The 25,250-nt window shown below is 32.9% G+C and carries 32 protein-coding genes and 3 pseudogenes; 20 read left to right on the top strand and 15 right to left on the bottom strand.

Annotated features, from left to right (window positions below):
• Positions 1–71 precede the first annotated feature (71 nt).
• The 6 genes from AAHN00_RS13675 (at position 72) to AAHN00_RS13650 (ending at position 2,229) form a co-directional block, all read left to right on the top strand.
• The gene (locus AAHN00_RS13675; RefSeq protein WP_342271598.1) at positions 72–296 is read left to right on the top strand and encodes a hypothetical protein; all 225 of its coding nucleotides are present in this window, start codon (positions 72–74) and stop codon (positions 294–296) included.
• Positions 297–338: 42 nt separating this feature from the next.
• Positions 339–1,319, top strand: coding sequence for a transposase (locus AAHN00_RS13670; protein ID WP_342271025.1), 981 nt, complete (start codon positions 339–341; stop codon positions 1,317–1,319).
• Positions 1,313–1,480, top strand: coding sequence for a hypothetical protein (locus AAHN00_RS13665; protein WP_342271597.1), 168 nt, complete (start codon positions 1,313–1,315; stop codon positions 1,478–1,480). Before AAHN00_RS13670 ends, AAHN00_RS13665 begins: the two co-directional genes overlap by 7 nt.
• Complete coding sequence (locus AAHN00_RS13660; protein ID WP_342271597.1) at positions 1,474–1,641, top strand: hypothetical protein; 168 nt, start codon at positions 1,474–1,476, stop codon at positions 1,639–1,641. Before AAHN00_RS13665 ends, AAHN00_RS13660 begins: the two co-directional genes overlap by 7 nt.
• Positions 1,642–1,665: 24 nt before the next feature.
• Positions 1,666–1,887: a hypothetical protein gene (locus AAHN00_RS13655; RefSeq protein ID WP_342271596.1), complete on the top strand. Its 222-nt coding sequence runs from the start codon at positions 1,666–1,668 to the stop codon at positions 1,885–1,887.
• A gap of 87 nt (positions 1,888–1,974) precedes the next feature.
• Positions 1,975–2,229: a hypothetical protein gene (locus tag AAHN00_RS13650; RefSeq protein WP_342271595.1), complete on the top strand. Its 255-nt coding sequence runs from the start codon at positions 1,975–1,977 to the stop codon at positions 2,227–2,229.
• Here the strand turns inward: AAHN00_RS13650 and AAHN00_RS13645 are convergent.
• Entirely contained in the window at positions 2,177–3,424 is a 1,248-nt protein-coding gene (locus AAHN00_RS13645; protein ID WP_342272687.1) for an MFS transporter, read from the bottom strand. The genes AAHN00_RS13650 and AAHN00_RS13645 overlap by 53 nt on opposite strands.
• Positions 3,425–3,867: 443 nt before the next feature.
• Between AAHN00_RS13645 and rpmI the strand changes: the two genes are divergently transcribed.
• From rpmI to AAHN00_RS13625, 3 genes are all read left to right on the top strand, one after another.
• Entirely contained in the window at positions 3,868–4,071 is a 204-nt protein-coding gene (gene rpmI, locus AAHN00_RS13640; RefSeq protein ID WP_341747956.1) for a 50S ribosomal protein L35, read from the top strand.
• A 27-nt stretch (positions 4,072–4,098) separates the two neighbouring features.
• The gene (gene rplT / locus AAHN00_RS13635) at positions 4,099–4,455 is read left to right on the top strand and encodes a 50S ribosomal protein L20 (protein ID WP_342271594.1); all 357 of its coding nucleotides are present in this window, start codon (positions 4,099–4,101) and stop codon (positions 4,453–4,455) included.
• Between the two features lie 689 nt (positions 4,456–5,144).
• Positions 5,145–5,324 carry a hypothetical protein gene (locus tag AAHN00_RS13625; RefSeq protein WP_342271592.1) on the top strand — a complete coding sequence of 60 codons (180 nt, stop codon included), beginning with the start codon at positions 5,145–5,147 and terminating at the stop codon, positions 5,322–5,324.
• On the opposite strand, the gene AAHN00_RS13620 is transcribed toward AAHN00_RS13625, so the two are convergent.
• The 3 genes from AAHN00_RS13620 to acpP all read right to left on the bottom strand — a co-directional run bounded on the left by AAHN00_RS13620 (position 5,245) and on the right by acpP (position 7,538).
• Positions 5,245–5,652 (bottom strand): transposase, encoded by a 408-nt coding sequence (locus AAHN00_RS13620; RefSeq protein ID WP_342271591.1) that lies wholly within the window; start codon positions 5,650–5,652, stop codon positions 5,245–5,247. The two genes, AAHN00_RS13625 and AAHN00_RS13620, sit on opposite strands and share 80 nt — an antisense overlap.
• Positions 5,653–6,011: 359 nt before the next feature.
• The gene (gene fabF / locus AAHN00_RS13615) at positions 6,012–7,271 is read right to left on the bottom strand and encodes a beta-ketoacyl-ACP synthase II (protein WP_342271590.1); all 1,260 of its coding nucleotides are present in this window, start codon (positions 7,269–7,271) and stop codon (positions 6,012–6,014) included.
• Between the two features lie 9 nt (positions 7,272–7,280).
• Positions 7,281–7,538, bottom strand: coding sequence for an acyl carrier protein (acpP, locus tag AAHN00_RS13610; protein ID WP_341747960.1), 258 nt, complete (start codon positions 7,536–7,538; stop codon positions 7,281–7,283).
• Positions 7,539–7,823: 285 nt separating this feature from the next.
• On the opposite strand from acpP, the pseudogene AAHN00_RS13605 reads away from it, so the two are divergent.
• The 3 genes and pseudogenes from AAHN00_RS13605 to AAHN00_RS13595 all read left to right on the top strand — a co-directional run.
• Positions 7,824–8,006: pseudogene (locus AAHN00_RS13605) on the top strand (IS110 family transposase); the annotation flags it as partial.
• Positions 8,007–8,107: 101 nt separating this feature from the next.
• Positions 8,108–8,278 carry a hypothetical protein gene (locus AAHN00_RS13600; RefSeq protein WP_342271140.1) on the top strand — a complete coding sequence of 57 codons (171 nt, stop codon included), beginning with the start codon at positions 8,108–8,110 and terminating at the stop codon, positions 8,276–8,278.
• Positions 8,271–9,119, top strand: a pseudogene (locus AAHN00_RS13595) (IS110 family transposase); the annotation flags it as partial. The gene AAHN00_RS13600 and the pseudogene AAHN00_RS13595, both read left to right, overlap by 8 nt.
• A gap of 333 nt (positions 9,120–9,452) precedes the next feature.
• Here AAHN00_RS13595 and AAHN00_RS13590 read toward each other — a convergent pair.
• Together AAHN00_RS13590 and AAHN00_RS13585 are read right to left on the bottom strand one after the other, a co-directional pair.
• Complete coding sequence (locus tag AAHN00_RS13590) at positions 9,453–10,355, bottom strand: TerC/Alx family metal homeostasis membrane protein (RefSeq protein WP_341751634.1); 903 nt, start codon at positions 10,353–10,355, stop codon at positions 9,453–9,455.
• 62 nt (positions 10,356–10,417) lie between these two features.
• Positions 10,418–10,990 (bottom strand): YqgE/AlgH family protein, encoded by a 573-nt coding sequence (locus AAHN00_RS13585; protein ID WP_341751635.1) that lies wholly within the window; start codon positions 10,988–10,990, stop codon positions 10,418–10,420.
• Positions 10,991–11,173: 183 nt separating this feature from the next.
• Between AAHN00_RS13585 and AAHN00_RS13580 the strand changes: the two genes are divergently transcribed.
• The 5 genes from AAHN00_RS13580 to AAHN00_RS13560 all read left to right on the top strand — a co-directional run bounded on the left by AAHN00_RS13580 (position 11,174) and on the right by AAHN00_RS13560 (position 13,878).
• Positions 11,174–11,866, top strand: a complete 693-nt coding sequence (locus AAHN00_RS13580) for a CvpA family protein (RefSeq protein WP_342271589.1) — start codon at positions 11,174–11,176, stop codon at positions 11,864–11,866.
• 210 nt (positions 11,867–12,076) lie between these two features.
• Complete coding sequence (locus tag AAHN00_RS13575) at positions 12,077–12,253, top strand: hypothetical protein (RefSeq protein WP_342271588.1); 177 nt, start codon at positions 12,077–12,079, stop codon at positions 12,251–12,253.
• 95 nt (positions 12,254–12,348) lie between these two features.
• A complete protein-coding gene (locus tag AAHN00_RS13570; RefSeq protein WP_342271587.1) occupies positions 12,349–12,780 on the top strand; it encodes a helix-turn-helix domain-containing protein in 432 nt (143 codons plus the stop codon).
• A gap of 305 nt (positions 12,781–13,085) precedes the next feature.
• A complete protein-coding gene (locus AAHN00_RS13565; RefSeq protein ID WP_342270961.1) occupies positions 13,086–13,646 on the top strand; it encodes an IS630 family transposase in 561 nt (186 codons plus the stop codon).
• Between the two features lie 70 nt (positions 13,647–13,716).
• The gene (locus AAHN00_RS13560) at positions 13,717–13,878 is read left to right on the top strand and encodes a hypothetical protein (RefSeq protein ID WP_342271586.1); all 162 of its coding nucleotides are present in this window, start codon (positions 13,717–13,719) and stop codon (positions 13,876–13,878) included.
• A 199-nt stretch (positions 13,879–14,077) separates the two neighbouring features.
• Here the strand turns inward: AAHN00_RS13560 and AAHN00_RS13555 are convergent, their stop codons facing one another.
• Both AAHN00_RS13555 and AAHN00_RS13550 read right to left on the bottom strand, forming a co-directional pair.
• The gene (locus tag AAHN00_RS13555; RefSeq protein WP_342271585.1) at positions 14,078–14,887 is read right to left on the bottom strand and encodes a transposase; all 810 of its coding nucleotides are present in this window, start codon (positions 14,885–14,887) and stop codon (positions 14,078–14,080) included.
• A 60-nt stretch (positions 14,888–14,947) separates the two neighbouring features.
• Positions 14,948–15,655: an IS6 family transposase gene (locus AAHN00_RS13550; RefSeq protein ID WP_342270905.1), complete on the bottom strand. Its 708-nt coding sequence runs from the start codon at positions 15,653–15,655 to the stop codon at positions 14,948–14,950.
• A gap of 41 nt (positions 15,656–15,696) precedes the next feature.
• On the opposite strand from AAHN00_RS13550, the gene AAHN00_RS13545 reads away from it, so the two are divergent.
• Entirely contained in the window at positions 15,697–15,924 is a 228-nt protein-coding gene (locus AAHN00_RS13545) for a hypothetical protein (protein WP_342271584.1), read from the top strand.
• Between the two features lie 223 nt (positions 15,925–16,147).
• Positions 16,148–16,330: a hypothetical protein gene (locus tag AAHN00_RS13540; protein ID WP_342271583.1), complete on the top strand. Its 183-nt coding sequence runs from the start codon at positions 16,148–16,150 to the stop codon at positions 16,328–16,330.
• A 178-nt stretch (positions 16,331–16,508) separates the two neighbouring features.
• Here the strand turns inward: AAHN00_RS13540 and AAHN00_RS13535 are convergent, their stop codons facing one another.
• Together AAHN00_RS13535 and AAHN00_RS13530 are read right to left on the bottom strand one after the other, a co-directional pair.
• Entirely contained in the window at positions 16,509–17,831 is a 1,323-nt protein-coding gene (locus tag AAHN00_RS13535) for an IS5 family transposase (RefSeq protein ID WP_342271582.1), read from the bottom strand.
• A 345-nt stretch (positions 17,832–18,176) separates the two neighbouring features.
• On the bottom strand, positions 18,177–18,920 hold the full coding sequence (locus tag AAHN00_RS13530; protein WP_342271581.1) for an IS110 family transposase: 744 nt from the start codon (positions 18,918–18,920) through the stop codon (positions 18,177–18,179).
• A gap of 51 nt (positions 18,921–18,971) precedes the next feature.
• Here AAHN00_RS13530 and AAHN00_RS13525 point away from each other — a divergent pair, with 51 nt between their 5' ends.
• Positions 18,972–19,118, top strand: coding sequence for a hypothetical protein (locus AAHN00_RS13525; RefSeq protein WP_342271580.1), 147 nt, complete (start codon positions 18,972–18,974; stop codon positions 19,116–19,118).
• Here AAHN00_RS13525 and AAHN00_RS13520 read toward each other — a convergent pair.
• The 5 genes and pseudogenes from AAHN00_RS13520 to AAHN00_RS13500 form a co-directional block, all read right to left on the bottom strand.
• Positions 19,116–19,472: pseudogene (locus AAHN00_RS13520) on the bottom strand (IS110 family transposase); the annotation flags it as partial. The gene AAHN00_RS13525 and the pseudogene AAHN00_RS13520 overlap by 3 nt on opposite strands.
• A gap of 259 nt (positions 19,473–19,731) precedes the next feature.
• Positions 19,732–20,587, bottom strand: a protein-coding gene (locus AAHN00_RS13515) for an IS630 family transposase (protein ID WP_342271579.1) whose coding sequence is annotated in 2 segments (ribosomal slippage) — positions 19,732–20,271 and positions 20,273–20,587 — 855 coding nt in all. Because the reading frame shifts where the segments join, the coding sequence is not laid out codon by codon here.
• Positions 20,588–20,629: 42 nt separating this feature from the next.
• Positions 20,630–21,190, bottom strand: a complete 561-nt coding sequence (locus AAHN00_RS13510) for an IS630 family transposase (RefSeq protein ID WP_342270961.1) — start codon at positions 21,188–21,190, stop codon at positions 20,630–20,632.
• Complete coding sequence (locus AAHN00_RS13505) at positions 21,184–21,633, bottom strand: helix-turn-helix domain-containing protein (RefSeq protein WP_342271578.1); 450 nt, start codon at positions 21,631–21,633, stop codon at positions 21,184–21,186. Before AAHN00_RS13505 ends, AAHN00_RS13510 begins: the two co-directional genes overlap by 7 nt.
• A gap of 363 nt (positions 21,634–21,996) precedes the next feature.
• Entirely contained in the window at positions 21,997–25,227 is a 3,231-nt protein-coding gene (locus tag AAHN00_RS13500; protein ID WP_342271577.1) for a type IV secretion system protein, read from the bottom strand.
• Positions 25,228–25,250 lie beyond the last annotated feature (23 nt).

The following is a 25,250-nucleotide window of genomic DNA, read 5'->3' as shown; positions in this document are numbered from 1 at the left end:
GACGTACTCAAAATAAGAAAGGACGCAGCTGTTATACTACTACAATATGTGCTAAGACTGCAAATAATGAGGTGATAGTTTTATATTTTACCGGTAATAGGCATGGTGGAGAAAATATAGGTAACGTACTAAAGAATCGTAAGAATAGAACAGATTCTATCCAATTAATGACTGACGCAAGTAACAATAATAACCCGGTATTATCAGAAGCAGATCAAGAATTACTGGCAATAATAGTGATGATCAATTGTTTGTCACATGGTCAGAGAAAATTTACACAGGAGTTTCGCACTTAGCAAAAAATATGTTAATCTAGCAAGAAAGAGTTTTAGTTAAGCATGGCAAGATCAAAATGTAGCAAAGACTTATATAAATCATTTTTACAAGCAAGTAGCGTAAGATATAGTGGTAAAGCATTATCTGAAGTAAGTCCAATAAACCTATCTCATGATAGTGCAAGTCGATGGTTAAATAGTAAGGATTTCCGCCCTAGCGGGATCTACAGAGAAGTGTCAAAATATATTGATAGGGAAGCTTCTTGTTTATTAGTGGGAGATGACACGTTATTGTCAAAGCAATACAGTAAGAAAATTGAGCTTGTACATTATCAATATTCTGGAGCTGTACATGATGTTATACCTGGTATAGGGATGGTCAACTTACTGCATTACAATGCTAAAACTGATCAATCTACCCCTGTAGATTATAGAATATATGATAAAGAAACTGATGGAAAAACAAAGAATGAGCATTTTTGTGATATGCTTACTTTAGCTAAGGAAAGAGGGATCAATCCTGATGCAGTAGTAATGGATGCGTGGTATAGCGGTTTGGAGAATTTGAAACATATACGTAATTTAGGTTGGACATGGGTTAGTAACCTAAGAAAAAATAGAAAAGTTAATCATAATGTTAGCTTAGAAAGTTTAGAGATTCCTGATGAGGGACTAAAAATTCACCTACGTGGATACGGTTGGGTTACGGTATTTAAGTTTGTGGCAAAAAATGGTCGCATTGATTACATAACAACTAACTTAGAAAATCCAACACGTGAACAAATAGAGAAAATTGTTAAGGCACGGTGGTCTATAGAAGTTTATCATCGAGAATTAAAACAAACTTGTGGTATTGAACGCTGTCAGGCACGCACGGGTCGAGCTCAGAGAAATCATATTTGCCTTGCTGTATTTGCTTGGCTCGATATGAACAAAAGGAGGATAAATGAAAAAATTACTTTATATCAACAAACTTGGGAAGTTATAAAAACATCAATTCAGAACAACATTAGATGCCTTTTAGCTGATTCGCAATTTTGCTAACTGCGAAACTCCTGTTATCTTTTCTTTTCTTGATAAGATATTTAAAATTTATGTTGAAACGACGCACTGCAAGTGCGGGGTTTTTCTCCCAAAGTGGGACAATAAAAACATCAATTCAGAACAACATTAGATGCCTTTTAGCTGATTCGCAATTTTGCTAACTGCGAAACTCCTGTTATCTTTTCTTTTCTTGATAAGATATTTAAAATTTATGTTGAAACGACGCACTGCAAGTGCGGGGTTTTTCTCCCAAAGTGGGACAATAAAAACATCAATTCAGAACAACATTAGATGCCTTTTAGCTGATTCGCAATTTTGCTAACTGCGAAACTCCTGAATAATAATTATGTTTCATACATCCTATGCTAAGAATTTTAAATTTTTCTATAAAAGTTATATAGAGTGCATGCATAAGGATGATTTTCCCAAAGCCTTGAGTTATAATAGATTTGTTGAATTAATGGCACGATTATTCATACCGCTAAATATGTTGATTCATTTGTTGTTTGGTGAGGAAACAGGTATTTATTTTATTGACTCTACAACGATTAAAGCTTGTCACAGTTAACCACTCTGCACTGCAAGTGCAGAGCTTAATATTACGGCATGAATGCCTCATGTATGTACTAACTTAAAAGTTAGAAACTATTTGTGTATGGCTCATTTAGAAAGTGTCACAACACAAAAAAATATATCTGTGAAGTGTAAGATTTTGTTAAAAAATATCCTATCTTTTCTTGATAAGATATTTAAAATTTATGTTGAAACGACGCACTGCAAGTGCGGGGTTTTTCTCCCAAAGTGGGACAATAAACCTTCAACAAAATTTGATTTTAATCTACATGTTCACAATATCCTTATCCCGAATTCACGTGTATCCTTAAAAAAGCTGGTACAAATAACATGCTAAATAACGTAGTCAATAAAAAAAGTTGAGACCAGTCCATATAATTTGCACAAATGCCAGATAAAAAGGATAAAATAATCCGTACGAAGGAGCCAAAAGAAGATATAATTGAGTATTGTGTGGCTATCAATTCGCTACTACATAAACTAGAAAAATAAATAAGAATCGCTGTATTACCAAGCCCGCAACAAAAATTCTGTACAGTAATTGTTATAGTAAATATAAGCATATCATGGCCTACCATAGATAAAAACACAAACATTAAGGGTGACAGTAATTGTAGACTACCACATATTAGGATGCTTCGGGATATTCCTATTTTTGCAGTTAAAATACCGCTAATGACTCCTCCAGAGATCATTAGCATGAATCCATATGCTTTTGAAATAGAAGCAATTTCTTGAGAGGTAAAATACAAGTCAATAAATACTGGCGAACTCATTGCCATAGGAATTGAGTCGCTTGCTTTATATAGAAAGACAAACAGTATAATGAACATCCAGTTTGGATGATTTCGTTTTAACAATAGTAAGCTATCACCAATAACTTGAAAATATTGTGCAGGTGAAATTAAATCAGTAGAGATGTGTTGAGTTTTCTTTGTAACAGGTTCTTGCATATATAAGGTTATTATAGGTGCAGCCATTGTTATAAGAAAGATATATAGATATACAAAGTACCAATTAAAGAGGCAAGATAAATATAATGCCCCTGTACTATTAATAAGTATTCCTATGCGAAAACCAGTTGAGCTAAAAGTTGTAGCAATTGAGAGTTCTTCTTTTTTTATAGTCCGTTCTATACGGTACGCATCTAAAACAACATCTTGAGTTGCTGCACAACAGGAAATAATAAAAATTAAAATTGCGGTAATAATTATGTTAACAGGGGGATCTATAATTAAAAACCCGCTAGTAGTGACTAATAAACATGCTTGGGTAACTAATGTCCATCCACGGCGTTGACCAAATTTTTGACATATAACAGGTATAGAATATTTATCAATAAATGGTGCCCATATTGGTTTTAAGCAATATGGAATAGATGTTAGAAACATTGCACCAATAATATCAGTTGAATATCCCGCCTGTGATAGTTGGTAATGAATAGTAAATGATACTAAAGAAAAATTTACCCCTGCAACTATTCCAAGCAAGAAGAAACAAATAAAATAAGAGCGTGTATGATTAGTTAGCATATTCAGGAGTGATATCCATCTTTTCAAACAATTATCTAGACATTACACCCCAATTCGGGATAATAATTAGTTAATTCTTATCCGGAATTGGCTTTAATATAAGGAAAAATGCATTCTTAAAGTGGCTAACGCGAATGCATTTTAAACCTTTCTAAAGCTAAAAACATGATTTTAAAAGATTAAAATCATGTTTTTAGCAAAATATTTATTTAGTAATACAGCTTTTTTAATAATTTCATATAGTTAATATGCTAACCTCATGTATGAACCTCCTGTAAAATGTAAGAAAAAAATAACATATATAAACGATCCTAGCCAAAATATTTGCAAAATTGACTTGTAATAATACTGAAAAACATTATACTTACGTCTATTAGCAACGTGGCTTTGGTATGCCTAGTTTTTGCTAGACTGATCTTAAAATACCAAATAAAGGAATTATAATGCCTAAATTAAAAACAAAATCAGCGGTAAAAAAGCGCTTTAAGCTTACTGCTACTGGCAAAGTCTGTGCCACTCAAGCTGGAAAAAAGCACTTCATGCGACGTCGTACAAAATCTCAGCTTCGTAACCTTAGAGGAACAACAATTCTCTGTGATCAAGATGCAAAGAACTTGAAAAAATTCTTTCTTCCATATGGAATTTAATAATTTAAATAAGGAAATAGGTGAGATATGTCACGAGTAAAATCAGGAAAAGTTTCAAAAAATCGTCATAAAAAAATTCTCAAACTTGCTAAAGGTTATAGGGGGAGATCGAATAATTGCTTTAGGGTAGCAATTGAAAAAGTTGAAAAAGCTCTACAATATTCTTATAGAGATCGTAGAAATCGTAAGCGTGATTTTAGAGGGCTTTGGATACAAAGAATTAATGCAGCAGTACGTGAGCATGATTTAGTATATTCGCAGTTTATGGGTGGACTGAAGAAAGCTGCCATAGATATTGATCGCAAGGTGCTAGCTGAATTGGCAGTCAACAACCCACAAGGTTTTGCAGATATAGTGGTGCAGGTAAATACTCATCTGCAATAGACTTATTATTAAACCTCTTGGATCATTCTACTTTTGCTGGTAATTTGGGCGTTGGGATTAGACTCAAATTCTCACGTACATTCGAGTACGCTGCGGTTCGAGGTGAAGCGTCTCCTTCACACCCTTGTGCATAAGCGAGTTTCGAAAGAGGTCTATTGAATGGAGTGTTATATTTTAACAATCAGGTGGGCAGCCGCTTCAAACCTGATTGTTTCTATATATAATACTGAATTCGATGTAACTTGTTACATCGAATTCAGGCTATTTTAGTTAATTTCAACCACTATTTGGTTGCCATCTAGAACCGATTTAACTGTAACCTCTATACTGCATGATACCATTGAGGATACTAAACTTACCAAAAACAAGATTGCCTATATCTTTAGTAATCTAATTGCTGATCAGATAGAAAAACTAACTAGGGGTAAGTGCGACAGAAAGATTAGCTCGGCAGAAATCATGGAATTATTATAGCAGCACAAGATATATGATATCATAATGGTTAAAATATTTGACAGAATTCACAATTTAGAAAGTCCGTCCGCCAAAAATATTTAAAGCCCCCCATAATCTATGATTGAGTTAACCACTCTGCACTGCAAGTGCAGAGCTTAATATTACGGCATGAATGCCTAATGTATGTACTAACTTAAAAGTTAGAAACTATTTGTATATGGCTCATTTAGAAAGTGTCACAACACAAAAAGAATATATCTGTGAAGTGTAAGATTTTGTTAAAAAATATCTGTATGATTCATTCTTATCTTTTCTTGATAAGATATTTAAAATTTATGTTGAAACGACGCACTGCAAGTGCGGGGTTTTTCTCCCAAAGTGGGACAATAAATTACGAAATCTTCTTATGCTAGTTTTCGACATCGCTATATCTGTTTCTATATATTCCCACCCACAGAAATATTGCCAATACATGTTTTCTTTTAGTTCTTCCTCTGCTAATGAATCTGAAAAATTATACATTGCTTGTAGCATCGTTACACCAAGCATCACTCTATGACATTTTCTATTTCTACCAAATCTCTTAATAGAAACATTTTTTGATAACCATTCTTCTAGACCAGACCAATTTATTAATTCTCTTAATTTATATAGCTTATTATTTGAGTTTAATTCTTCTTTTAATTTATAACCAAAAAGTTTTCCTTGTTTTTGTGATTTGATAATATTTTCTATTGGCATATTGACTGAAATCCATAAGGTTTATTAGCATATTTTAACATTTTCTTATGGATTTCTTTATTATTTTCTGCCATTAAGCCCTATTATCTATAAGACTTATAGAGTTTTGCCGGACAGACTAGAAACTGTTAGTATAAAACCTCTAGAAAAGATTAAGAAGATAATAGAAGAAACTTTTAAAAATTTTATAAGTATTAGCATGTGTTGTGGAACAAAACAACTAGAAAATATATTAACATACTTTATGTTACAAACATTTACCAATTATTGAATCCCCCTTAGAGCTTACAACAATTATCCAACATAAATACCAGCTTCCTACTGCAACTTTTGAAAATGATACAAACCAAAAGTAAATTCTATACTTTCTTAATAATTAAGCTTGCATTAGTTCCTCCAAATCCAAATGAATTAGAAAGTACATAACTAATTTTTGTATTTCTAGCTTCTAAAGCAACTAAATCTATTTTTGTTTCTGCTATCGGTTTATGCAAATTTAGAGTTGGTGGAGCAACTTGGTCTCGCATAGCAAGAATTGAATATATTAATTCTACGCTACCAGCTGCTCCAAGCAAATGACCAATAGATGATTTGGTTGACGACATAAGAACATTCGGGTTAGCATCCAAAAATAATTTTTGAACAGCCGTTAACTCTATAGCATCACCAACTGGGGTAGAAGTGCCGTGGGCATTGATATAATCAATAAGACTTGTATCAATTTTTGCATCTTTAAGAGCATAAAACATAGCTCTATAAGCACCTCTTCCATCGGGATGAGGTGAGGTCATATGATAAGCATCGCCAGTAGAACCATATCCAATAATTTCAGCATAAATCTTAGCGTTTCTAGCACAAGCATGCTCATATTCTTCAAGTACTACAACACCTGCCCCTTCTCCCATTACAAATCCATCACGATCTTGATCCCATGGTCTTGATGCAAGTTCAGGCGTAGAATTATATTTAGTAGATAATGCTCTTGCAGCAACGAATCCAGCCACCCCGACCGGAGTAACCGGTGCTTCGGCCCCACCAGCAACCATAACATCTACATTGCCATATTGAATCATACGCATAGCATCCCCTATAGCATGAGAGCCAGTGGAACAAGCTGTAACGACAGCTTGGTTTGGTCCGGTGAATCCGTATTTAATGGAAACATGACCTGCAAAGAGATTAATTAATGAGGAGGGGATAAAAAATGGACTAACTTTGCCATTATTTTCTTTATGAAACTTTACGGATGTTTCTTCGATCATCCCAAGTCCACCTATTCCTGAACCAAGTATTAAGCCGGTTCTATCTCCCGATAATTCATCTTTTACTTTCCACCCGCTATCCTCGATTGCCTCAGTAGCTGCTCCTATACCATATTGGATAAATAAATCCATCTTATGGACATTGCGAGGGTCAATAAATTTTTCCGGGTTAAAACCATTATCTGTTGAGTGATCCACTGTACCCGCTATTTTACAGGCAAGGTTAGAAGTGTCAAATTTTGTGATTGACTTGATGCCACTGCGGCTCTTTATAATACCTTCCCAAGAGGGCTTTACACCAACTCCTAGTGGTGTGATAAGCCCAATACCGGTTATAACAACTCTTCTAGTCGACATGATTATTTATTAATTAGTTATTTTTTTATTTATGTACTGTACAACATCAGAGACAGTTAAAATTTTACTGGCATCTTCATCTGGTATATCACATTTATACTTTGCTTCTATTGCCATCATTAATTCAACTGTATCTAAACTATCGGCTTTAAGATCCTCAACAAATCTAGATTCAAGGGTAATTGAATCTTTTTTTACTTTTAATGTATTAGCAACGATTTCAATAACATCTTGTTCGATGATATTCTGAGCAACACTTGCATCCATAATTAGAACCTCATAACTTAATTTAATTTTAGTAAAATATTCAAACTCTAGTCACTCATGATTGACTTGTATAGAATAAACATCATCTATACATAAGTAAGCTTTGAATAAGACGATACAATAATTCCAAACTTCTAGCATAAAAAAATATTTTATGCCAGTGTAAAATTTCTTTAGTTCTTAAATTAAAATAATGGTATGGACCTACCCTATATACAGAATGAGAAGCGTATGCTAATCTTCTAGGATAGGAAATGAATCCTAAACAACAATAAGGAGGTCCATATGGAAGTTACCACAATTGGTATAGATATTGCAAAAAGAATTTTTCAAATTCACGGTGTAGATAAAAATGGCAAGACAATATTAAAGAAGAAATTAATGAGAGAACAGGTTTTAACTTTTATGGCTAACGTACCAAAATGTCTAGTAGGCATGGAAGCTTGCGGTGGAGCTAGCTATTGGGCAAGAGAATTAGTTAACCACTCTGCACTGCAAGTGCAGAGCTTAATATTACGGCATGAATGCCTCATGTATGTACTAACTTAAAAGTTAGAAACTATTTGTGTATGGCTCATTTAGAAAGTGTCACAACACAAAAAAATATATCTGTGAAGTGTAAGATTTTGTTAAAAAATATCTTATCTTTTCTTGATAAGATATTTAAAATTTATGTTGAAACGACGCACTGCAAGTGCGGGGTTTTTCTCCCAAAGTGGGACAATAAAATTAGGTCATAATGTAAAACTAATGGCACCACAGTTTGTTAAGCCTTATGTCAAAACCAATAAAAATGATCAAGCTGATGCAGAAGGAATATGTGAGGCAGTAGCAAGACCTAGTATGAGGTTTGTACCCATTAAAACTGTAGAGCAACAAGATATTTTATTTATTCATAGGGTAAGACAGAGATTGGTAAAAAATCGTACTGCACTTGCTAATGAGATTAGAGGGCTATTATATGAATTTGGTTTTACTATTCCGCAAGGAATCAATAAGATTATAACAAAATTAACTGAGATTTTAGACGAAGGGGATTTAAGTCAGCTAAGCTACCAAACATTTAGTGAGTTAAAAGAAGAATTTGTAGAAAATGATAAAAAAATAAAAGAGCTAGAACAACGATTAAAAATCATAGCTAGCCAGTATAGTAATCACCAACAACTAATGATGATACCAGGTATAGGTTTAATAACTGCCACAGCCTTAATAGCCTCAATAGGTAATGCTAGTTGTTTTGAAAATGGTAGGCAATTATCAGCATGGTTGGGATTAGTGCCAAGGCAACACTCTAGTGGTGGCAAAAATAAGTTGCTTGGTATTAGTAAAAGAGGTGATATCTATTTACGTACTTTGTTAATTCAAGGGGCAAGATCCATTCTGAATAGCAAGATAAGATTTACCACGGAAGAACAAAAATCTAAAAAAGATTATAGCAAGTTTACTGAGTGGATGTTTAATTTATCTGAGAGAAACGGTCATAATAAAACAGTTGTCGCGGTAGCTAATAAGCTAGCAAGGGTGGTATTTGCATTACTTAGTTCAGGTGATGATTATACCGAGAGTAAAGTTTGTAGTTAAAAAACTACTCCAAATAATTGATGAAATGACATTATAGGTAATAGAAGTTTAACAAATTCCAATCCGGAATATGCGAAGAATGATAATATTGATGGTAAATAAGACGAACCTTAGCTTACAAAAAAACTGATTTAGCTAAGGGCTATTTATAAGTCGATAAAATAATAAGTATAAGTTTGTAAGCCAGCGAATTCCATCAGGGCTATAGGATAAATTGCTTGATTTATTGTCTATAAGCCGGATACATGACTGCATTCGATTTTTTTGCTGTTATATATTATTTTTTTCTTGCATTGTTGGGTAGGTCCATACATATTACTAATGGTTTACAGTTTAGTATACACTCCTTTTCCTGATAATAGAAGCAATAATACCAAACAACAGAAGAGTAATAGTCATAGCCAATGCAGCGTAAGATGGAATCTCAATAAAATGTTCAGCGAATATTTTTATGCCAATAAATATTAATATTAATGCTAGCGAATATTTTATATAACTGAATTGCTCAACAATATTAGCTAAACATAAGAATAAGGCACGTAAACCTAATATGGCAAAAATATTAGAAGTATAAATTATGTAAGGATCCTTAGTGATAGCAAATATTGCTGGTATACTATCAATGGCAAAGACAATATCCATGATTTCTATAATTATTAATGATGCAAGAAGAGGCGTAATACTTAACCTATTATTAGTTTTAACAAAAAATTTATAACCGGAAATTTTAGGAGTAAGATTAAAGTATTTTTGTAGAATTCTATAAATATACGATTCCTCTACTTTAAAACTTTTTTTTGCTATATAAAAAGTTTTGATGCCTGTAACTATAAGAATAGCTGCAAAAATATATAATAACCAAGAGAATTTCGAGATAACAATGACACCTAGATATATAATTATGGCTCTAAAAACAATGACACCTAGAATTCCCAAGAATAATATCCGATGCTGATATATTAAAGGAATAGAGAAAAACTGAAAAACCATCAATATAATAAAAATATTATCCAATGACATAGCTTTCTCTATAAAAAAGCAAGTGTAGTATTCCCGGGCTTTTTCTCCTCCCATATCAAAAAAAATGAAAATACCGAAGAGGCATGCTATAATTAAATAAAAAAGGCTAAAATAAATAGTTTGGCGGAAGCTCATCACTTTATTTTCTTGGTTTGCAAAACCAAGATCGTAGATTAGTAAACCTGCAATCACTGTACAAAAAACAACCCAAGTCAAGATTCCCTCCATAAACTACTATAACAACTTGAAGAATTAATTCTCAAGTTTATGATCTGATGTTAAGCATTAGCCATTCGTGAAGTAAAGTGGGATTCTTTGATACCGAGATTGTGTAAAGCATTGTGCCACTTATTCTCTGGATGATCAGAAAAAATAAATTCTTTATCACATTTTGTTATTATCCACAAATTCTCCTTAATCTCTGTTTCAAGCTGCCCTGCCTTCCAAGCAGTGTATCCAATAATAAATAAACTATTTTTAGGACCATGACCAGAAGCAATATCATGAGGGATTTTAGGATTAGAGCTAACTGCTAAATGATTCTGAAACTTCAATAGTAGATTTTCATCATAATCATCAGAATGTAGGAAGAATCCGCGTTCATGCTCAACTGGTCCTCCTAGATATATAGGCATCATAATATTACTATCTACTTGATCATCAGATATTTTAAAAAACGATTTTACCTCTATATGATTCACCAAATTATTGAAAATTAAACCCATTGCTCCTTCTGCTGTATGAGACAGCATATAAATAAGTGATTTATTAAATATACCATCAAGCATGTAAGGAGTAGCGATCAGAACCTTACCAGATAAATTATCAAAAATCTTATCGTTTACACTCATAATGTTTATTGTATTTTAAAATTTATTAACATACTAGCTTTTAGATACATATAATGTTAAATTACTGCTATTCAATAGACCTCTTTTGAAACTTTATTTGAGAGGTCTAATAAAAATTAGAAACATGATAGTAAATATACTCAACTCCTGTTCTAAATTTAAAGTAATTTTTTCAAAAGTCTAATGTTTACTTGGTTTGATATAATAATATTGGCAATTATTACTACTTCATCGATGCTCGGGGCATATGGAGGAATAATAAAGCTTACTATTAGCTTACTTGGCTTTATAGTCTCAATTCTTTTTGCCTATTACCTATCTCCATATACTATTTCCATTATTACTCGATATTTTAATAACCACATTGCATTGGTAGTTACCTCTGGGGTTATTTCTTATATTATCTCTCTAATCATATGCTCTTTTGTAACCCGTAAATTTCTTTTGATGATCTCTATTATAAGTGGTGGGGTCATTGACAGATATCTAGGCTTAGTCGCCGGCATGCTTAGAGGTATGATTATTTGTTTAGGTATCTTCCTAGTCCTAACAATTTTCTTTTCTGACAGTTACTTACAAGCAGAAACCCTAAAAGACGTTATGCAAAATACCACTATTGATAAATATCCAAAATGGCTTAAGGAATCTGTGACTACATCGTATCTAGATAATTTAAGTAAAAATCTTATAAAAACTCTACCACAAGATAGTTTGGAATTCATTAAATTACCTAAAACATCAAAGATTATTGGTACTACAAATGTGTTAGAAAAATCACAATCTCAAGAATCTCCCAATAAAGTAAAACAACTCCCTGAAGATCTTATGCAAGAACTTGATGAAGTATTATCAAAAAAAGTAAAGAATCATGATTAGGCTATTAAATAACTATAATAGGCCTCTTTTGAAACTCGCTTGTGCGCAAGGGATTTGAAGGAGACGCTTCACCTCGAACCGCAGCGTACTCTAATTCCGTTACACGTCAGTTCGGGATAAGATATAGATGAAATAGTAATAGATAAAAGGATTGTCAAAAAGGAGTGCCTGCAGTATTGATATTTTTAAACAAAAAAACAAACTACAGGCATGAGAAAAGATATCACAGAATTATATAGTTTTATAGATGATTTTTGTAAAATTTATTTGGAGTATGAACAGAGAAAGTTATTACCATCAAATAAGCAAAGAAATCGCTGTTGTAGCATGAGTCTAAGTGAAATGTTAACAATAATAATTATGTTTCATACCAATTGCAATAATTAACGCAGTGTTATAAAATGGTTTTTTAACTGATAAAAGGTAATCAAATAGCTAGGTTAATATTACCGCAAGGTTTTGAAGGTCATGATTTTATAAAAATGATGAAACATGAGCCGCATGGTCGAAATTGTATACGTTTATTGGCGATGTATCACCTTCAATTAGGCAAATCTTTTAAAGCCATATCTGAAATAGTGAAGTCACACTGGAAAACTGTGCAATCATGGCTCAGAAGATTTAGGAATCATGGTTTTGAAGGATTATTTGAATCACAAAGAAGCGGTGCCCCTAGGAAGATTAACACTATACAAGAGTCTGCTCTTTTTGATAAAATCAATACGCTCAGTGAAAGTAAAACTGGTGGGTATATAACTGGAAAGGAGTTACATATCATGTTACTTGAGGAATATGGTGCTAAATGTGCTTTAAAAACAGTCTACAATACTATGCACCGCCTTGGTTTTAGCTGGATTACTTCTCGTTCAATGCATCCAAAGTCAAATCAAGAAACTCAAAATACATCTCAATAACAACCAGCTGAAGCTGGTGGGTTGATATCTAGACTGGAAGTCGCTATTACTCTAAAGAGATATTACTAACGCCTGTGCATTATCTCTCTGATCCTAACTCTTAGGTTACCCTGCAGTATTTTATAGCGATATTTAGTGATTCAAACAACATTAAAGCGATGGTAAAATACAGTGTGGCTAGTCTTGTTAAAATATCATATGTTCAAGTTATAGTGAATTGAAATATTAGAACAAGGACTAAAGTCTTTCCCAGCTGAAGCTGGGGGTTTTAACCAAAAAGGTGACTATAAAAAAACTTTCCAGATATGTTAACAGAATTATTACCAAAAAATATCGATAGATGTAAAGTTGATATATGGTCTCAAGATGAAACTCGAGTTGGGCAACAAGGTAGCTTAACTCGTATATGGGCTAAGCGTGGCACTAGACCCCGTAAAGTTCGGCAACAGCAATTCATTTCAACATATATTTATGGAGCTGCTTGCCATGATACAGGAGAAGCTTTTGCATTAATTTTACCATATGCAAACACACAGGCAATGAATAAATTCTTAGAAGACCTTTCTCGCAGTATTCAAGGCAACCGACATATAGCTTTACTAACGGATAATGCAGGTTGGCACACAGCCAAAAAACTAACTGTGCCAAGCAATATCACTTTGATACCGCTTCCGCCCTATGCACCGGAACTTAATGCAATGGAACAAGTTTGGGAATGGATCAAGAATCATTACTTGTCTAACCAATGTTATGGTGTATATGAAGATATCGTCACTATGGCTTGTTACGCTTGGAATCAACTTGCTCATAATGTAGATTTAGTAAAATCAATTATGTATAGAGACTGGATAAATACACCGTGTTAATTATTGCAATTGGTATCATACATCCTATGCTAAGAATTTTAAATTTTTCTATAAAAGTTATATAGAGTGCATGCATAAGGATGATTTTCCCAAAGCCTTGAGTTATAATAGATTTGTTGAATTAATGGCACGATTATTCATACCGCTAAATATGTTGATTCATTTGTTGTTTGGTGAGGAAACAGGTATTTATTTTATTGACTCTACAACGATTAAAGCTTGTCACAGTTAACCACTCTGCACTGCAAGTGCAGAGCTTAATATTACGGCATGAATGCCTCATGTATGTACTAACTTAAAAGTTAGAAACTATTTGTGTATGGCTCATTTAGAAAGTGTCACAACACAAAAAGAATATATCTGTGAAGTGTAAGATTTTGTTAAAAAATATCTTATCTTTTCTTGATAAGATATTTACAGGAGTTTCGCAGTTAGCAAAATTGCGAATCAGCTAAAAGGCATCTAATGTTGTTCTGAATTGATGTTTTTATAACTTCCCAAGTTTGTTGATATAAAGTAATTTTTTCATTTATCCTCCTTTTGTTCATATCGAGCCAAGCAAATACGGCAAGGCAAATATGATTTCTCTGAGCTCGACCCGTGCGTGCCTGACAGCGTTCAATACCACAAGTTTGTTTTAATTCTCGATGATAAACTTCTATAGACCACCGTGCCTTAACAATTTTCTCTATTTGTTCACGTGTTGGATTTTCTAAGTTAGTTGTTATGTAATCAATGCGACCATTTTTTGCCACAAACTTAAATACCGTAACCCAACCGTATCCACGTAGGTGAATTTTTAGTCCCTCATCAGGAATCTCTAAACTTTCTAAGCTAACATTATGATTAACTTTTCTATTTTTTCTTAGGTTACTAACCCATGTCCAACCTAAATTACGTATATGTTTCAAATTCTCCAAACCGCTATACCACGCATCCATTACTACTGCATCAGGATTGATCCCTCTTTCCTTAGCTAAAGTAAGCATATCACAAAAATGCTCATTCTTTGTTTTTCCATCAGTTTCTTTATCATATATTCTATAATCTACAGGGGTAGATTGATCAGTTTTAGCATTGTAATGCAGTAAGTTGACCATCCCTATACCAGGTATAACATCATGTACAGCTCCAGAATATTGATAATGTACAAGCTCAATTTTCTTACTGTATTGCTTTGACAATAACGTGTCATCTCCCACTAATAAACAAGAAGCTTCCCTATCAATATATTTTGACACGGTTTTGTCGCATCTATAAATCATACTACATCAAGATTGTTAAAACTAAGGTTTTGGACATTATGATGCCATTAACATAGCAAAATTCTCAAAAGTAGAAAGATTATCATTAGCTCCAATTATTTGTCTTTTTTGCATCATACGAATATTTTCTATACCGGTAATAGTCATTTCTGCAGAATGAAAACTCTTAAAACCAAGCATTGGCTTTGTACGTTTTTTGATAAACCTATGATCTTGTTCTACAAGATTATTCAGGTATTTGGTCTGAATAACCTTAATTTTATAATCTTTAGGAACTTCTGTATTCAAATCATTAAGAGCAGCCGTATTACTACCGCTTTTATCAATTACTACTTTCTCAGGAAAATTATTCTCTCTAAAGGCTTTACGAAAAAATGCAAGTGCTGCAGGCTTGTCTCTATGCTTACGTAGCAGAAAGTCTACAGTATTACCAAGACTATCTAGTGCTCTATATAAATAAACCCATTTACCGTTTAATTTAATATAAGTCTCATCCATTCTCCAACTACTACCAACTGGCTTCTTTCTTTTTCTAACCACCTGATCTATCAATGGTACAAATTTTATAACCCATCTTTGTAATGTAGAGTGATCAATTTTTGCTCCCCTTATACTCATCATTTCTTCCAAATCTCGATAACTTAAAGAAAATCGGCATTTCATATAGACAAATAACATTATTATTTCTGGTGAAGAACAAAATCCTTTGAAATATGATAATAATCTTGCAGTAATACGAAACATCTTAACATCTTTTTTAGATCATTATATCAATCTTTTTTCTATTGTCCAACATATGCGACAGAACCCACAAAAAGAATATATTTGTGAAGTGTAAGATTTTGTTAAAAAATATCCTATCTTTTCTTGATAAGATATTTAAAATTTATGTTGAAACGACGCACTGCAAGTGCGGGGTTTTTCTCCCAAAGTGGGACAATAAACCTTCAACAAAATTTGATTTTAATCTACATGTTCACAATATCCTTATCCCGAATTCACGTAAATTATAAACAGGAGTATAAATATGGTTGTTGTTTTCACCCAAATGACAATTAATAGTTTAAATTTACTAAAATACAACTATTATAAATTTAATAAATAGATATTTTAATAAATTTTCAACTAGTTAACCACTCTGCACTGCAAGTGCAGAGCTTAATATTACGGCATGAATGCCTCATGTATGTACTAACTTAAAAGTTAGAAACTATTTGTGTATGGCTCATTTAGAAAGTGTCACAACACAAAAAGAATATATCTGTGAAGTGTAAGATTTTGTTAAAAAATATCTGTATGATTCATTCTTATCTTTTCTTGATAAGATATTTAAAATTTATGTTGAAACGACGCACTGCAAGTGCGGGGTTTTTCTCCCAAAGTGGGACAATAAATAGTCCGTCCGCCAAAAATATTTAAAGCCCCCCATAATCTATGATTGAATAAAATTTTTACAAAAAAAATTCTAATATTTGCACTAAAATTAAAAATTGTTTTCAATTTTATTGAAAAATTTCTGTTTTAGTAAAATTTTTACATGAGCTTATTGTTAACGATTTTTTTTAATCGTTTAGCAAGTTTTTTAATGATAATTTTTTTATGTAGAGTTAGGCATGATGTGTAAATGATTGGCAATACATCGTAAATTCAAACCTATAGCAGAGATTATTGGATTGATCACATCTCCTATCACACCCTTCAAGAAGTTTCTGCCCATCCTGCCATATTGTTTCAAATGCCCTATTATTGGTTCTATACCACTGCGTCTCCTGATCATACACTTGTCTTCTTTCAATAACTTTTTCCGAGTTTTTGGGGTATATACCTTACTCTTCTCTTTAACATTGCTGCCAGTATAACCAAGATCAACAAACGATTTTTTTATCTTTATTCCAGTTACATTTTCTACCGCTTCAAAACTCTGCTGCAATGTATGACCATCATAAGGATTATTATGAAACGATTTTGCTGACAGTACAAAATTTCTACGACCACTGACTACTACCGCAACTTTATTGCCAAACTCATATGGCTTGTTTCGTTTTCCCTTCCCTATACACTCTACCTCAGGGGCATGAAAACTATACAATATTTTATTCTGTTCTTTGTATTGCTTTTTCTCTTCTCTTTTTAAAACAGATTGGCTATGTATTTGTTTTACTTTTTTCAATACTTCTTGATCTCTGATAGATAAGTTTAATTTCTGATTTTTTATCTCACGCTCACATATTCTAACCAAACGACCAAGTAACGTTTTTAAATGCTTCATTATTTTCCAACGCTTCTTGGCTTTGCTATGCTCTTTATACTTCCAGAGCTTTATTATATCTCGCTTATAGGTTCTAGCGTAGGTTTCGTTTAAACTTATACCCAAACTTTGGCAAAGCATCACAATACTAAGCCTAGCTTTATCCATTAAATAAACATCATGTGGGTGCTTGATATTCTTAATTTGTACCGTTGTATCAGCAATTATCAATTCCAAATCTTTTTTTTTAATTGTGTTAGTTCTTATTCCAACTCTTATCAACTCTGCTAATATCTCGTTATATCCAGATTCACCTAATAAATTACGAAATCTTCTTATGCTAGTTTCCGACATCGCTATATCTGTTTCTATATATTCCCACCCACAGAAATATTGCCAATACATGTTTTCTTTTAGTTCTTCCTCTGCTAATGAATCTGAAAAATTATACATTGCTTGTAGCATCGTTACACCAAGCATCACTCTATGACATTTTCTATTTCTACCAAATCTCTTAATAGAAACATTTTTTGATAACCATTCTTCTAGACCAGACCAATTTATTAATTCTCTTAATTTATATAGCTTATTATTTGAGTTTAATTCTTCTTTTAATTTATAACCAAAAAGTTTTCCTTGTTTTTGTGATTTGATAATATTTTCTATTGGCATATTGACTGAAATCCATAAGGTTTATTAGCATATGTATGGACCTACCCAACAATGCAAGAAAAAAATAATATATAACAGCAAAAAAATCGAATGCAGTCATGTATCCGGCTTATAGACAATAAATCAAGCAATTTATCCTATAGCCCTGATGGAATTCGCTGGCTTACAAACTTATACTTATTATTTTATCGACTTATAAATAGCCCTTAGCTAAATCAGTTTTTTTGTAAGCTAAGGTTCGTCTTATTTACCATCAATATTATCATTCTTCGCATATTCCGGATTGGAATTTGTTAAACTTCTATTACCTATAATGTCATTTCATCAATTATTTGGAGTAGTTTTTTAACTACAAACTTTACTCTCGGTATAATCATCACCTGAACTAAGTAATGCAAATACCACCCTTGCTAGCTTATTAGCTACCGCGACAACTGTTTTATTATGACCGTTTCTCTCAGATAAATTAAACATCCACTCAGTAAACTTGCTATAATCTTTTTTAGATTTTTGTTCTTCCGTGGTAAATCTTATCTTGCTATTCAGAATGGATCTTGCCCCTTGAATTAACAAAGTACGTAAATAGATATCACCTCTTTTACTAATACCAAGCAACTTATTTTTGCCACCACTAGAGTGTTGCCTTGGCACTAATCCCAACCATGCTGATAATTGCCTACCATTTTCAAAACAACTAGCATTACCTATTGAGGCTATTAAGGCTGTGGCAGTTATTAAACCTATACCTGGTATCATCATTAGTTGTTGGTGATTACTATACTGGCTAGCTATGATTTTTAATCGTTGTTCTAGCTCTTTTATTTTTTTATCATTTTCTACAAATTCTTCTTTTAACTCACTAAATGTTTGGTAGCTTAGCTGACTTAAATCCCCTTCGTCTAAAATCTCAGTTAATTTTGTTATAATCTTATTGATTCCTTGCGGAATAGTAAAACCAAATTCATATAATAGCCCTCTAATCTCATTAGCAAGTGCAGTACGATTTTTTACCAATCTCTGTCTTACCCTATGAGTTAACCACTCTGCACTGCAAGTGCAGAGCTTAATATTACGGCATGAATGCCTCATGTATGTACTACTTAAAAGTTAGAAACTATTTGTGTATGGCTCATTTAGAAAGTGTCACAACACAAAAAGAATATATCTGTGAAGTGTAAGATTTTGTTAAAAAATATCTTATCTTTTCTTGATAAGATATTTAAAATTTATGTTGAAACGACGCACTGCAAGTGCGGGGTTTTTCTCCCAAAGTGGGACAATAAATAAAATATCTTGTTGCTCTACAGTTTTAATGGGTACAAACCTCATACTAGGTCTTGCTACTGCCTCACATATTCCTTCTGCATCAGCTTGATCATTTTTATTGGTTTTGACATAAGGCTTAACAAACTGTGGTGCCATTAGTTTTACATTATGACCTAATTTTATTAATTCTCTTGCCCAATAGCTAGCTCCACCGCAAGCTTCCATGCCTACTAGACATTTTGGTACGTTAGCCATAAAAGTTAAAACCTGTTCTCTCATTAATTTCTTCTTTAATATTGTCTTGCCATTTTTATCTACACCGTGAATTTGAAAAATTCTTTTTGCAATATCTATACCAATTGTGGTAACTTCCATATGGACCTCCTTATTGTTGTTTAGGATTCATTTCCTATCCTAGAAGATTAGCATACGCTTCTCATTCTGTATATAGGGTAGGTCCATACCATTATTTTAACATTTTCTTATGGATTTCTTTATTATTTTCTGCCATTAAACCCTATTATCTATAAGACTTATAGAGTTTTGCCGGACAGACTAAATAATCTTAAGTTCTATATAAAAATTGAATTTCTTATAAAAAATTTTCAAAAATCTATTAGTACAGCATAATCCCTTAAGCTATTGACAATGCATAAGTTACTGAATCAAAAAAATCTGTAAAATTATCGGCAGTTTTACGAATATAATTTTTTATCCTAAACCAATGATGTTCTATTGGATTGAGATCGGGACTATAGGTGGGTAAGTATAAAATACTAGCTCCCACGGATTTTATTAACTCTTCTATCTTTTTTCTTTTATGAAAGTTAATATTGTCCATTACTACTACTTGCCCTTGCTTTAATTCTTTTATCAAAAAATCTCTTACATAAGTTTCAAATAGCTCACTATTACAACTTCCTTCAAAGACTAAAGGGGCAATAATATCTTTATTACAAAGAGCAGCTATCATAGACACCCTTCTTTTATGTTGAAATATTTTCTTACCATAACATCTTGTTCCCTTTTTGCTCCATCCATTTATAAGACATGCATTATCCTCTATGCCAGATTCGTCTAAATATACTATATCTTTTAGTGCTGTATCTTTTATTTTCTCTATAAATTCAGTCCTTGAATTCTCATCTCTTTTAGGATGAATAAAAGTTTTTTTTATATGTGTAACCCAATTTTTGAATAGCTCTCCAAATAGTAGTAGGTGCATATTTTCCTGATACTTTAGCAAGCTCTTTTAAGCTCTTATCTTTATTATTATCGATAAACTCTTTTATGTCGGTTATCTTAATACTGTGACCTTTTTGATAATTCTCCTTAGGTTTTATATCACCTGTTCCTTTTTTTATATCTATCCACTTATGCAAGGTTTGCCTTGAAATATTAAGTGATTTTTTAACCTTAGTTATACTTAATCCTTCCTCTATTAGATTTAAGGCTCTTATTCTTAGTTCATACGGATATGGCTTACTCATTTCTAGTAATAAAATTTTATTTACTTATACCAATTGCAATAATTAACACGGTGTATTTATCCAGTCTCTATACATAATTGATTTTACTAAATCTACATTATGAGCAAGTTGATTCCAAGCGTAACAAGCCATAGTGACGATATCTTCATATACACCATAACATTGGTTAGACAAGTAATGATTCTTGATCCATTCCCAAACTTGTTCCATTGCATTAAGTTCCGGTGCATAGGGCGGAAGCGGTATCAAAGTGATATTGCTTGGCACAGTTAGTTTTTTGGCTGTGTGCCAACCTGCATTATCCGTTAGTAAAGCTATATGTCGGTTGCCTTGAATACTGCGAGAAAGGTCTTCTAAGAATTTATTCATTGCCTGTGTGTTTGCATATGGTAAAATTAATGCAAAAGCTTCTCCTGTATCATGGCAAGCAGCTCCATAAATATATGTTGAAATGAATTGCTGTTGCCGAACTTTACGGGGTCTAGTGCCACGCTTAGCCCATATACGAGTTAAGCTACCTTGTTGCCCAACTCGAGTTTCATCCTGAGACCATATATCAACTTTACATCTATCGATATTTTTTGGTAATAATTCTGTTAACATATCTGGAAAGTTTTTTTATATGTATTTTGAGTCTCTTGATTTGACTTTGGATGCATTGAACGAGAAGTAATCCAGCTAAAACCAAGGCGGTGCATAGTATTGTAGACTGTTTTTAACGCACATTTAGCACCATATTCCTCAAGTAACATGATATGTAACTCCTTTCCAGTTATATACCCACCAGTTTTACTTTCACTGAGCGTATTGATTTTATCAAAAAGAGCAGACTCTTGTATAGTGTTAATCTTCCTAGGGGCACCGCTTCTTTGTGATTCAAATAATCCTTCAAAACCATGATTCCTAAATCTTCTGAGCCATGATTGCACAGTTTTCCAGTGTGACTTCACTATTGCAGATATGGCTTTAAAAGATTTGCCTAATTGAAGGTGATACATCGCCAATAAACGTATACGATTTCGACCATGCAGCTCATGTTTCATCATTTTTATAAAATCATGACCTTCAAAACCTTGCGGTAATATTAACCTAGCTATTTGATTACCTTTTATCAGTTAAAAACCCATTTTATAACACTGCGTTAATTATTGCAATTGGTATTATATCTTATTACTATTAATAATACTAAATGTCAATAGCTTAAGGGATTATGCTGTACCTAAAAAATATATGCTATACTTAATGCTACAATTGTAGTGCTAACGTCAAAACGATGGAGCTACGGTGGGGATCTAAAAAAATCTCCTGAAAGAGGAGGTGTTTATATATTTAACCCCTGCGGGGTAACATAGTAGTGATTGGCAAGGGCTAAGAGACTATTATTTTGCACTCATTTTGCTTTGAAAAAGTTAATCATTTTTTTCATATTTAGGCATTTTAGCATTTAAGCGATATTGATTAATTCCATTAATGTGAGATCTAACTTCTTTCTTAATAAGTTCTTTTCTTTCTTCTATTTTCTTTAGTACTGCTTTACTATACCCTAAAGATTTATTATCACCATTGGCTTCAGCTTTTTCACGCATAACATCATAATATTCTTGTCTACGTACATATCTATCATCATCGATCATTCTTTGTTCAATCTTATGGGCATTGTCAATCATTTCACGAGTTTGAGCATCTGTTGCTTTCTCTCGCATAAATCTTTCCCCCATTAATACCGGATTTTCTCCATCATTTTCACCTTGAGCAAGGGCATTATACACTTGGAAGGCAAGCTCTTTGTTGGTCAATTCTTCATAATAATCAACATCTGTTGTTCTACCCTGTAATTCAAGTTTAGCTAGATATTCAGGAGATGATATATCTTCCTGAATAGCAATGGTTTCTTTATTGATTTGTGTCTTAAGTTTTTGATGTTCCAAAGCTCGTTGTTCATCCTTAAGTGATTCACTATGGGTTCTAAGTCTTGAGTCATTATAATTAAAATCTTCCCACTCAGCTCCAGTCAGGTTTCCCTCAAAAGCATTACGTAACTCTTTACCAACAATAGCAGTTAGAGCTTTCCGTTTTAGTCCTTCATAACCAGCATATATTCTCTCTCCTATATTTTTACGCTTCTTATCACGTAGCTCTCTCTTTTCATCAACACGCCTATTCATCTCTTGCCAACTTCTGAGAGGTGCTATATTCTTACCAAATAACCCTACTCCTCTTTTTGACATTTCTTGATGCGAGTTCATATAAGCTTGCAGGAAATCTTTGGTAAACTTTGCATCACTGGCTAATTCTCGTAAAGTCTTACCATCTTTAGTTTTCATTAACTCATTAAGTTCTTTCTTTTGCTCTTCGCTAAGAGAATCATATTTTTTACCTTCTCCAAATTTAAGAGCTGCTAAATGATCCTTAAGTTCTGAATAACTACTGCCAGTAAATTCTTTAACTTGTCCATCAGGTTTAATAGTTTCCATAACCTCGCTAATAGCTCTTTGATAATCACTTCCAGCTTTAACATTAACGTCTTTATAATCTATACCATAAGTTCTTTTTACTTCACTTAAAACACTCGAATTTACTGATTTTGGATCAAGTGCCTCTTGGGCTACACCCCCCATCATCCAATCTTCATACTGATCGGCAAAAAACATACTTGCCTTCTCAGTTACTTGATCTACCCTTTGCTTGACAGCACCGAAAGCATAATTTGCAGGTCTCTCTATTTGCTGTTGAATAGGGGCAAAAGCAGCTTGTCCAATTGCTTGTAAATTTGTTAGATTACCTGAGGTGCTAGATAAGAATTTAGCACTTGAAACAGCTATATCATTAAATTTACTTAGTAAATAAACACATACAAAAATTAACAATAATCCATCCAGCTGAACAAAGTGACCACTGAAAAAATTATCAATTCTTCTTACATCTTTGACTAAATCTAAAAATGGTAATTCAACATATCTTTCTTCGATACATTGATAAGCTAAACATAGTTTGCCATCAGGTGAGCCATCATCGATGCGATGATCAACAGGCACTGATATATTAGCCTTTGTTTTAGAAAATTTGCCAGCTTTCATTGGAGATGGAAACCACCAATAAAATATTGAGTCTCCAAGACTAGTGTCTAGATCTTCATTCATACTACCAAATATGTCATTTATCGGACCTAAATTTGGGAAGTCATACTTACATACCCCAAAACCAAGTGAAGAATATATTTCTGTTCTGATAATCATTGAAATAAAAGCAATACCAGTAAATAATATAATTGGTTGTAGTGCATAGGAAATCAGCTGTCTTAACCAGTGTTCAAACAATGAACGCGTGATACCAAATAACATAAAGCAAATGAATATTGGAGCCATTATGATAATCATCCCAATGGTTATCAGTGCCGTAAGATATATAATAGTAGCCTTAAATACCATCATGAAGATAAAATAAAGGGCTATCAAGAATAAAATTATATATATAAATCCTAACGGATCGACAAATAGTAATGAAAATAATTTTGCCATAGTTTGCGGGGCTATCATTAAACCTATAATACTCCAAGACCCAGGTCCGGTAGCCGCTGTTTCTTTAATTATTCGTAATATTTCCTCTACCCCTTCCATAAAAAACACGAATAAGTAATCATGAAAAAATTGCCAGCTACTAGTTGAACTAAGTAACGTAGATACTATACTAACTTTTACTATTCTAATTATTAATTCAGTATGTGTGAGATTAACATTGCCAATCAGGAAAGAAAACCCTGTAAACATAATATACAAAGTTAATAGAGCCGAAACAGATACACGATACCCTGGTGTTTTAATAATACCCTCGTAAATTGACCTAACTAGCCCATGATTCTTACCATCACCAAATAACTCAGCTTTTATTAAATTCGTTAAAAATTCAATAGGGTCAGGTCTAGTGTCAGTGACCCCAGATTTAATAACTACACGATACTGACCATTATTATCATCATAAAATTTATCTAAAATCTTAAAATATAATGGGCATTGAACGTATTTAACTTTATCCTCACCTTCATATTGATAACTTATTCCTCCAGCTTTTACTAATTCCCCTCTTTTATTAAGATCATAAAGTTCATAACCAACAAGAGGTTCACCAAGGTGGGCGGTAATGCCATAGGGTGTACGCTGTGTATCCAAAGAGAGATTAGGATTTTTATCACGCTCAGCAATTAACATGTATAGCCCTACACCATTTTTAAATAAACACGGTGCATTACTAATTTTGGCATCCTTACTACTAGTACACATCCTGCCATCTATAAATTGGCATATTTGTAGTCTCTTACAAAATTCAGATAAAGTGTTGGTATTCTTTTCTTGACCATACCACGCACTCCAAGCTGATAATTCTGTAGAGTTGTTTTTATCTCCTTTAGAATAATCCCAAGTTTTTACCAATATAGTAAGTGGTTGACCATTTACATTATATCCAGTATTGATCCAAGCAGCTGTTTGATTATCTTGTTGTTGTCCGCTTAACTCTTCTTTTTTATATCTTGAAGAAATTACAAATTTTATAAAGCCAAAATCATCTGCATCAATGCACCTATCGCCAGTACATCCTGAAAGGCACAACATAGAAATTAATAAAATAGCAAAAATATTCTTCATTTATAAAAACCTAGGCTTAAATA

This window comes from Candidatus Tisiphia endosymbiont of Parasteatoda lunata (assembly GCF_964030955.1).
Lineage (GTDB): Bacteria > Pseudomonadota > Alphaproteobacteria > Rickettsiales > Rickettsiaceae > Tisiphia.
This window is presented reverse-complemented; position numbering and strand designations above follow the sequence as displayed.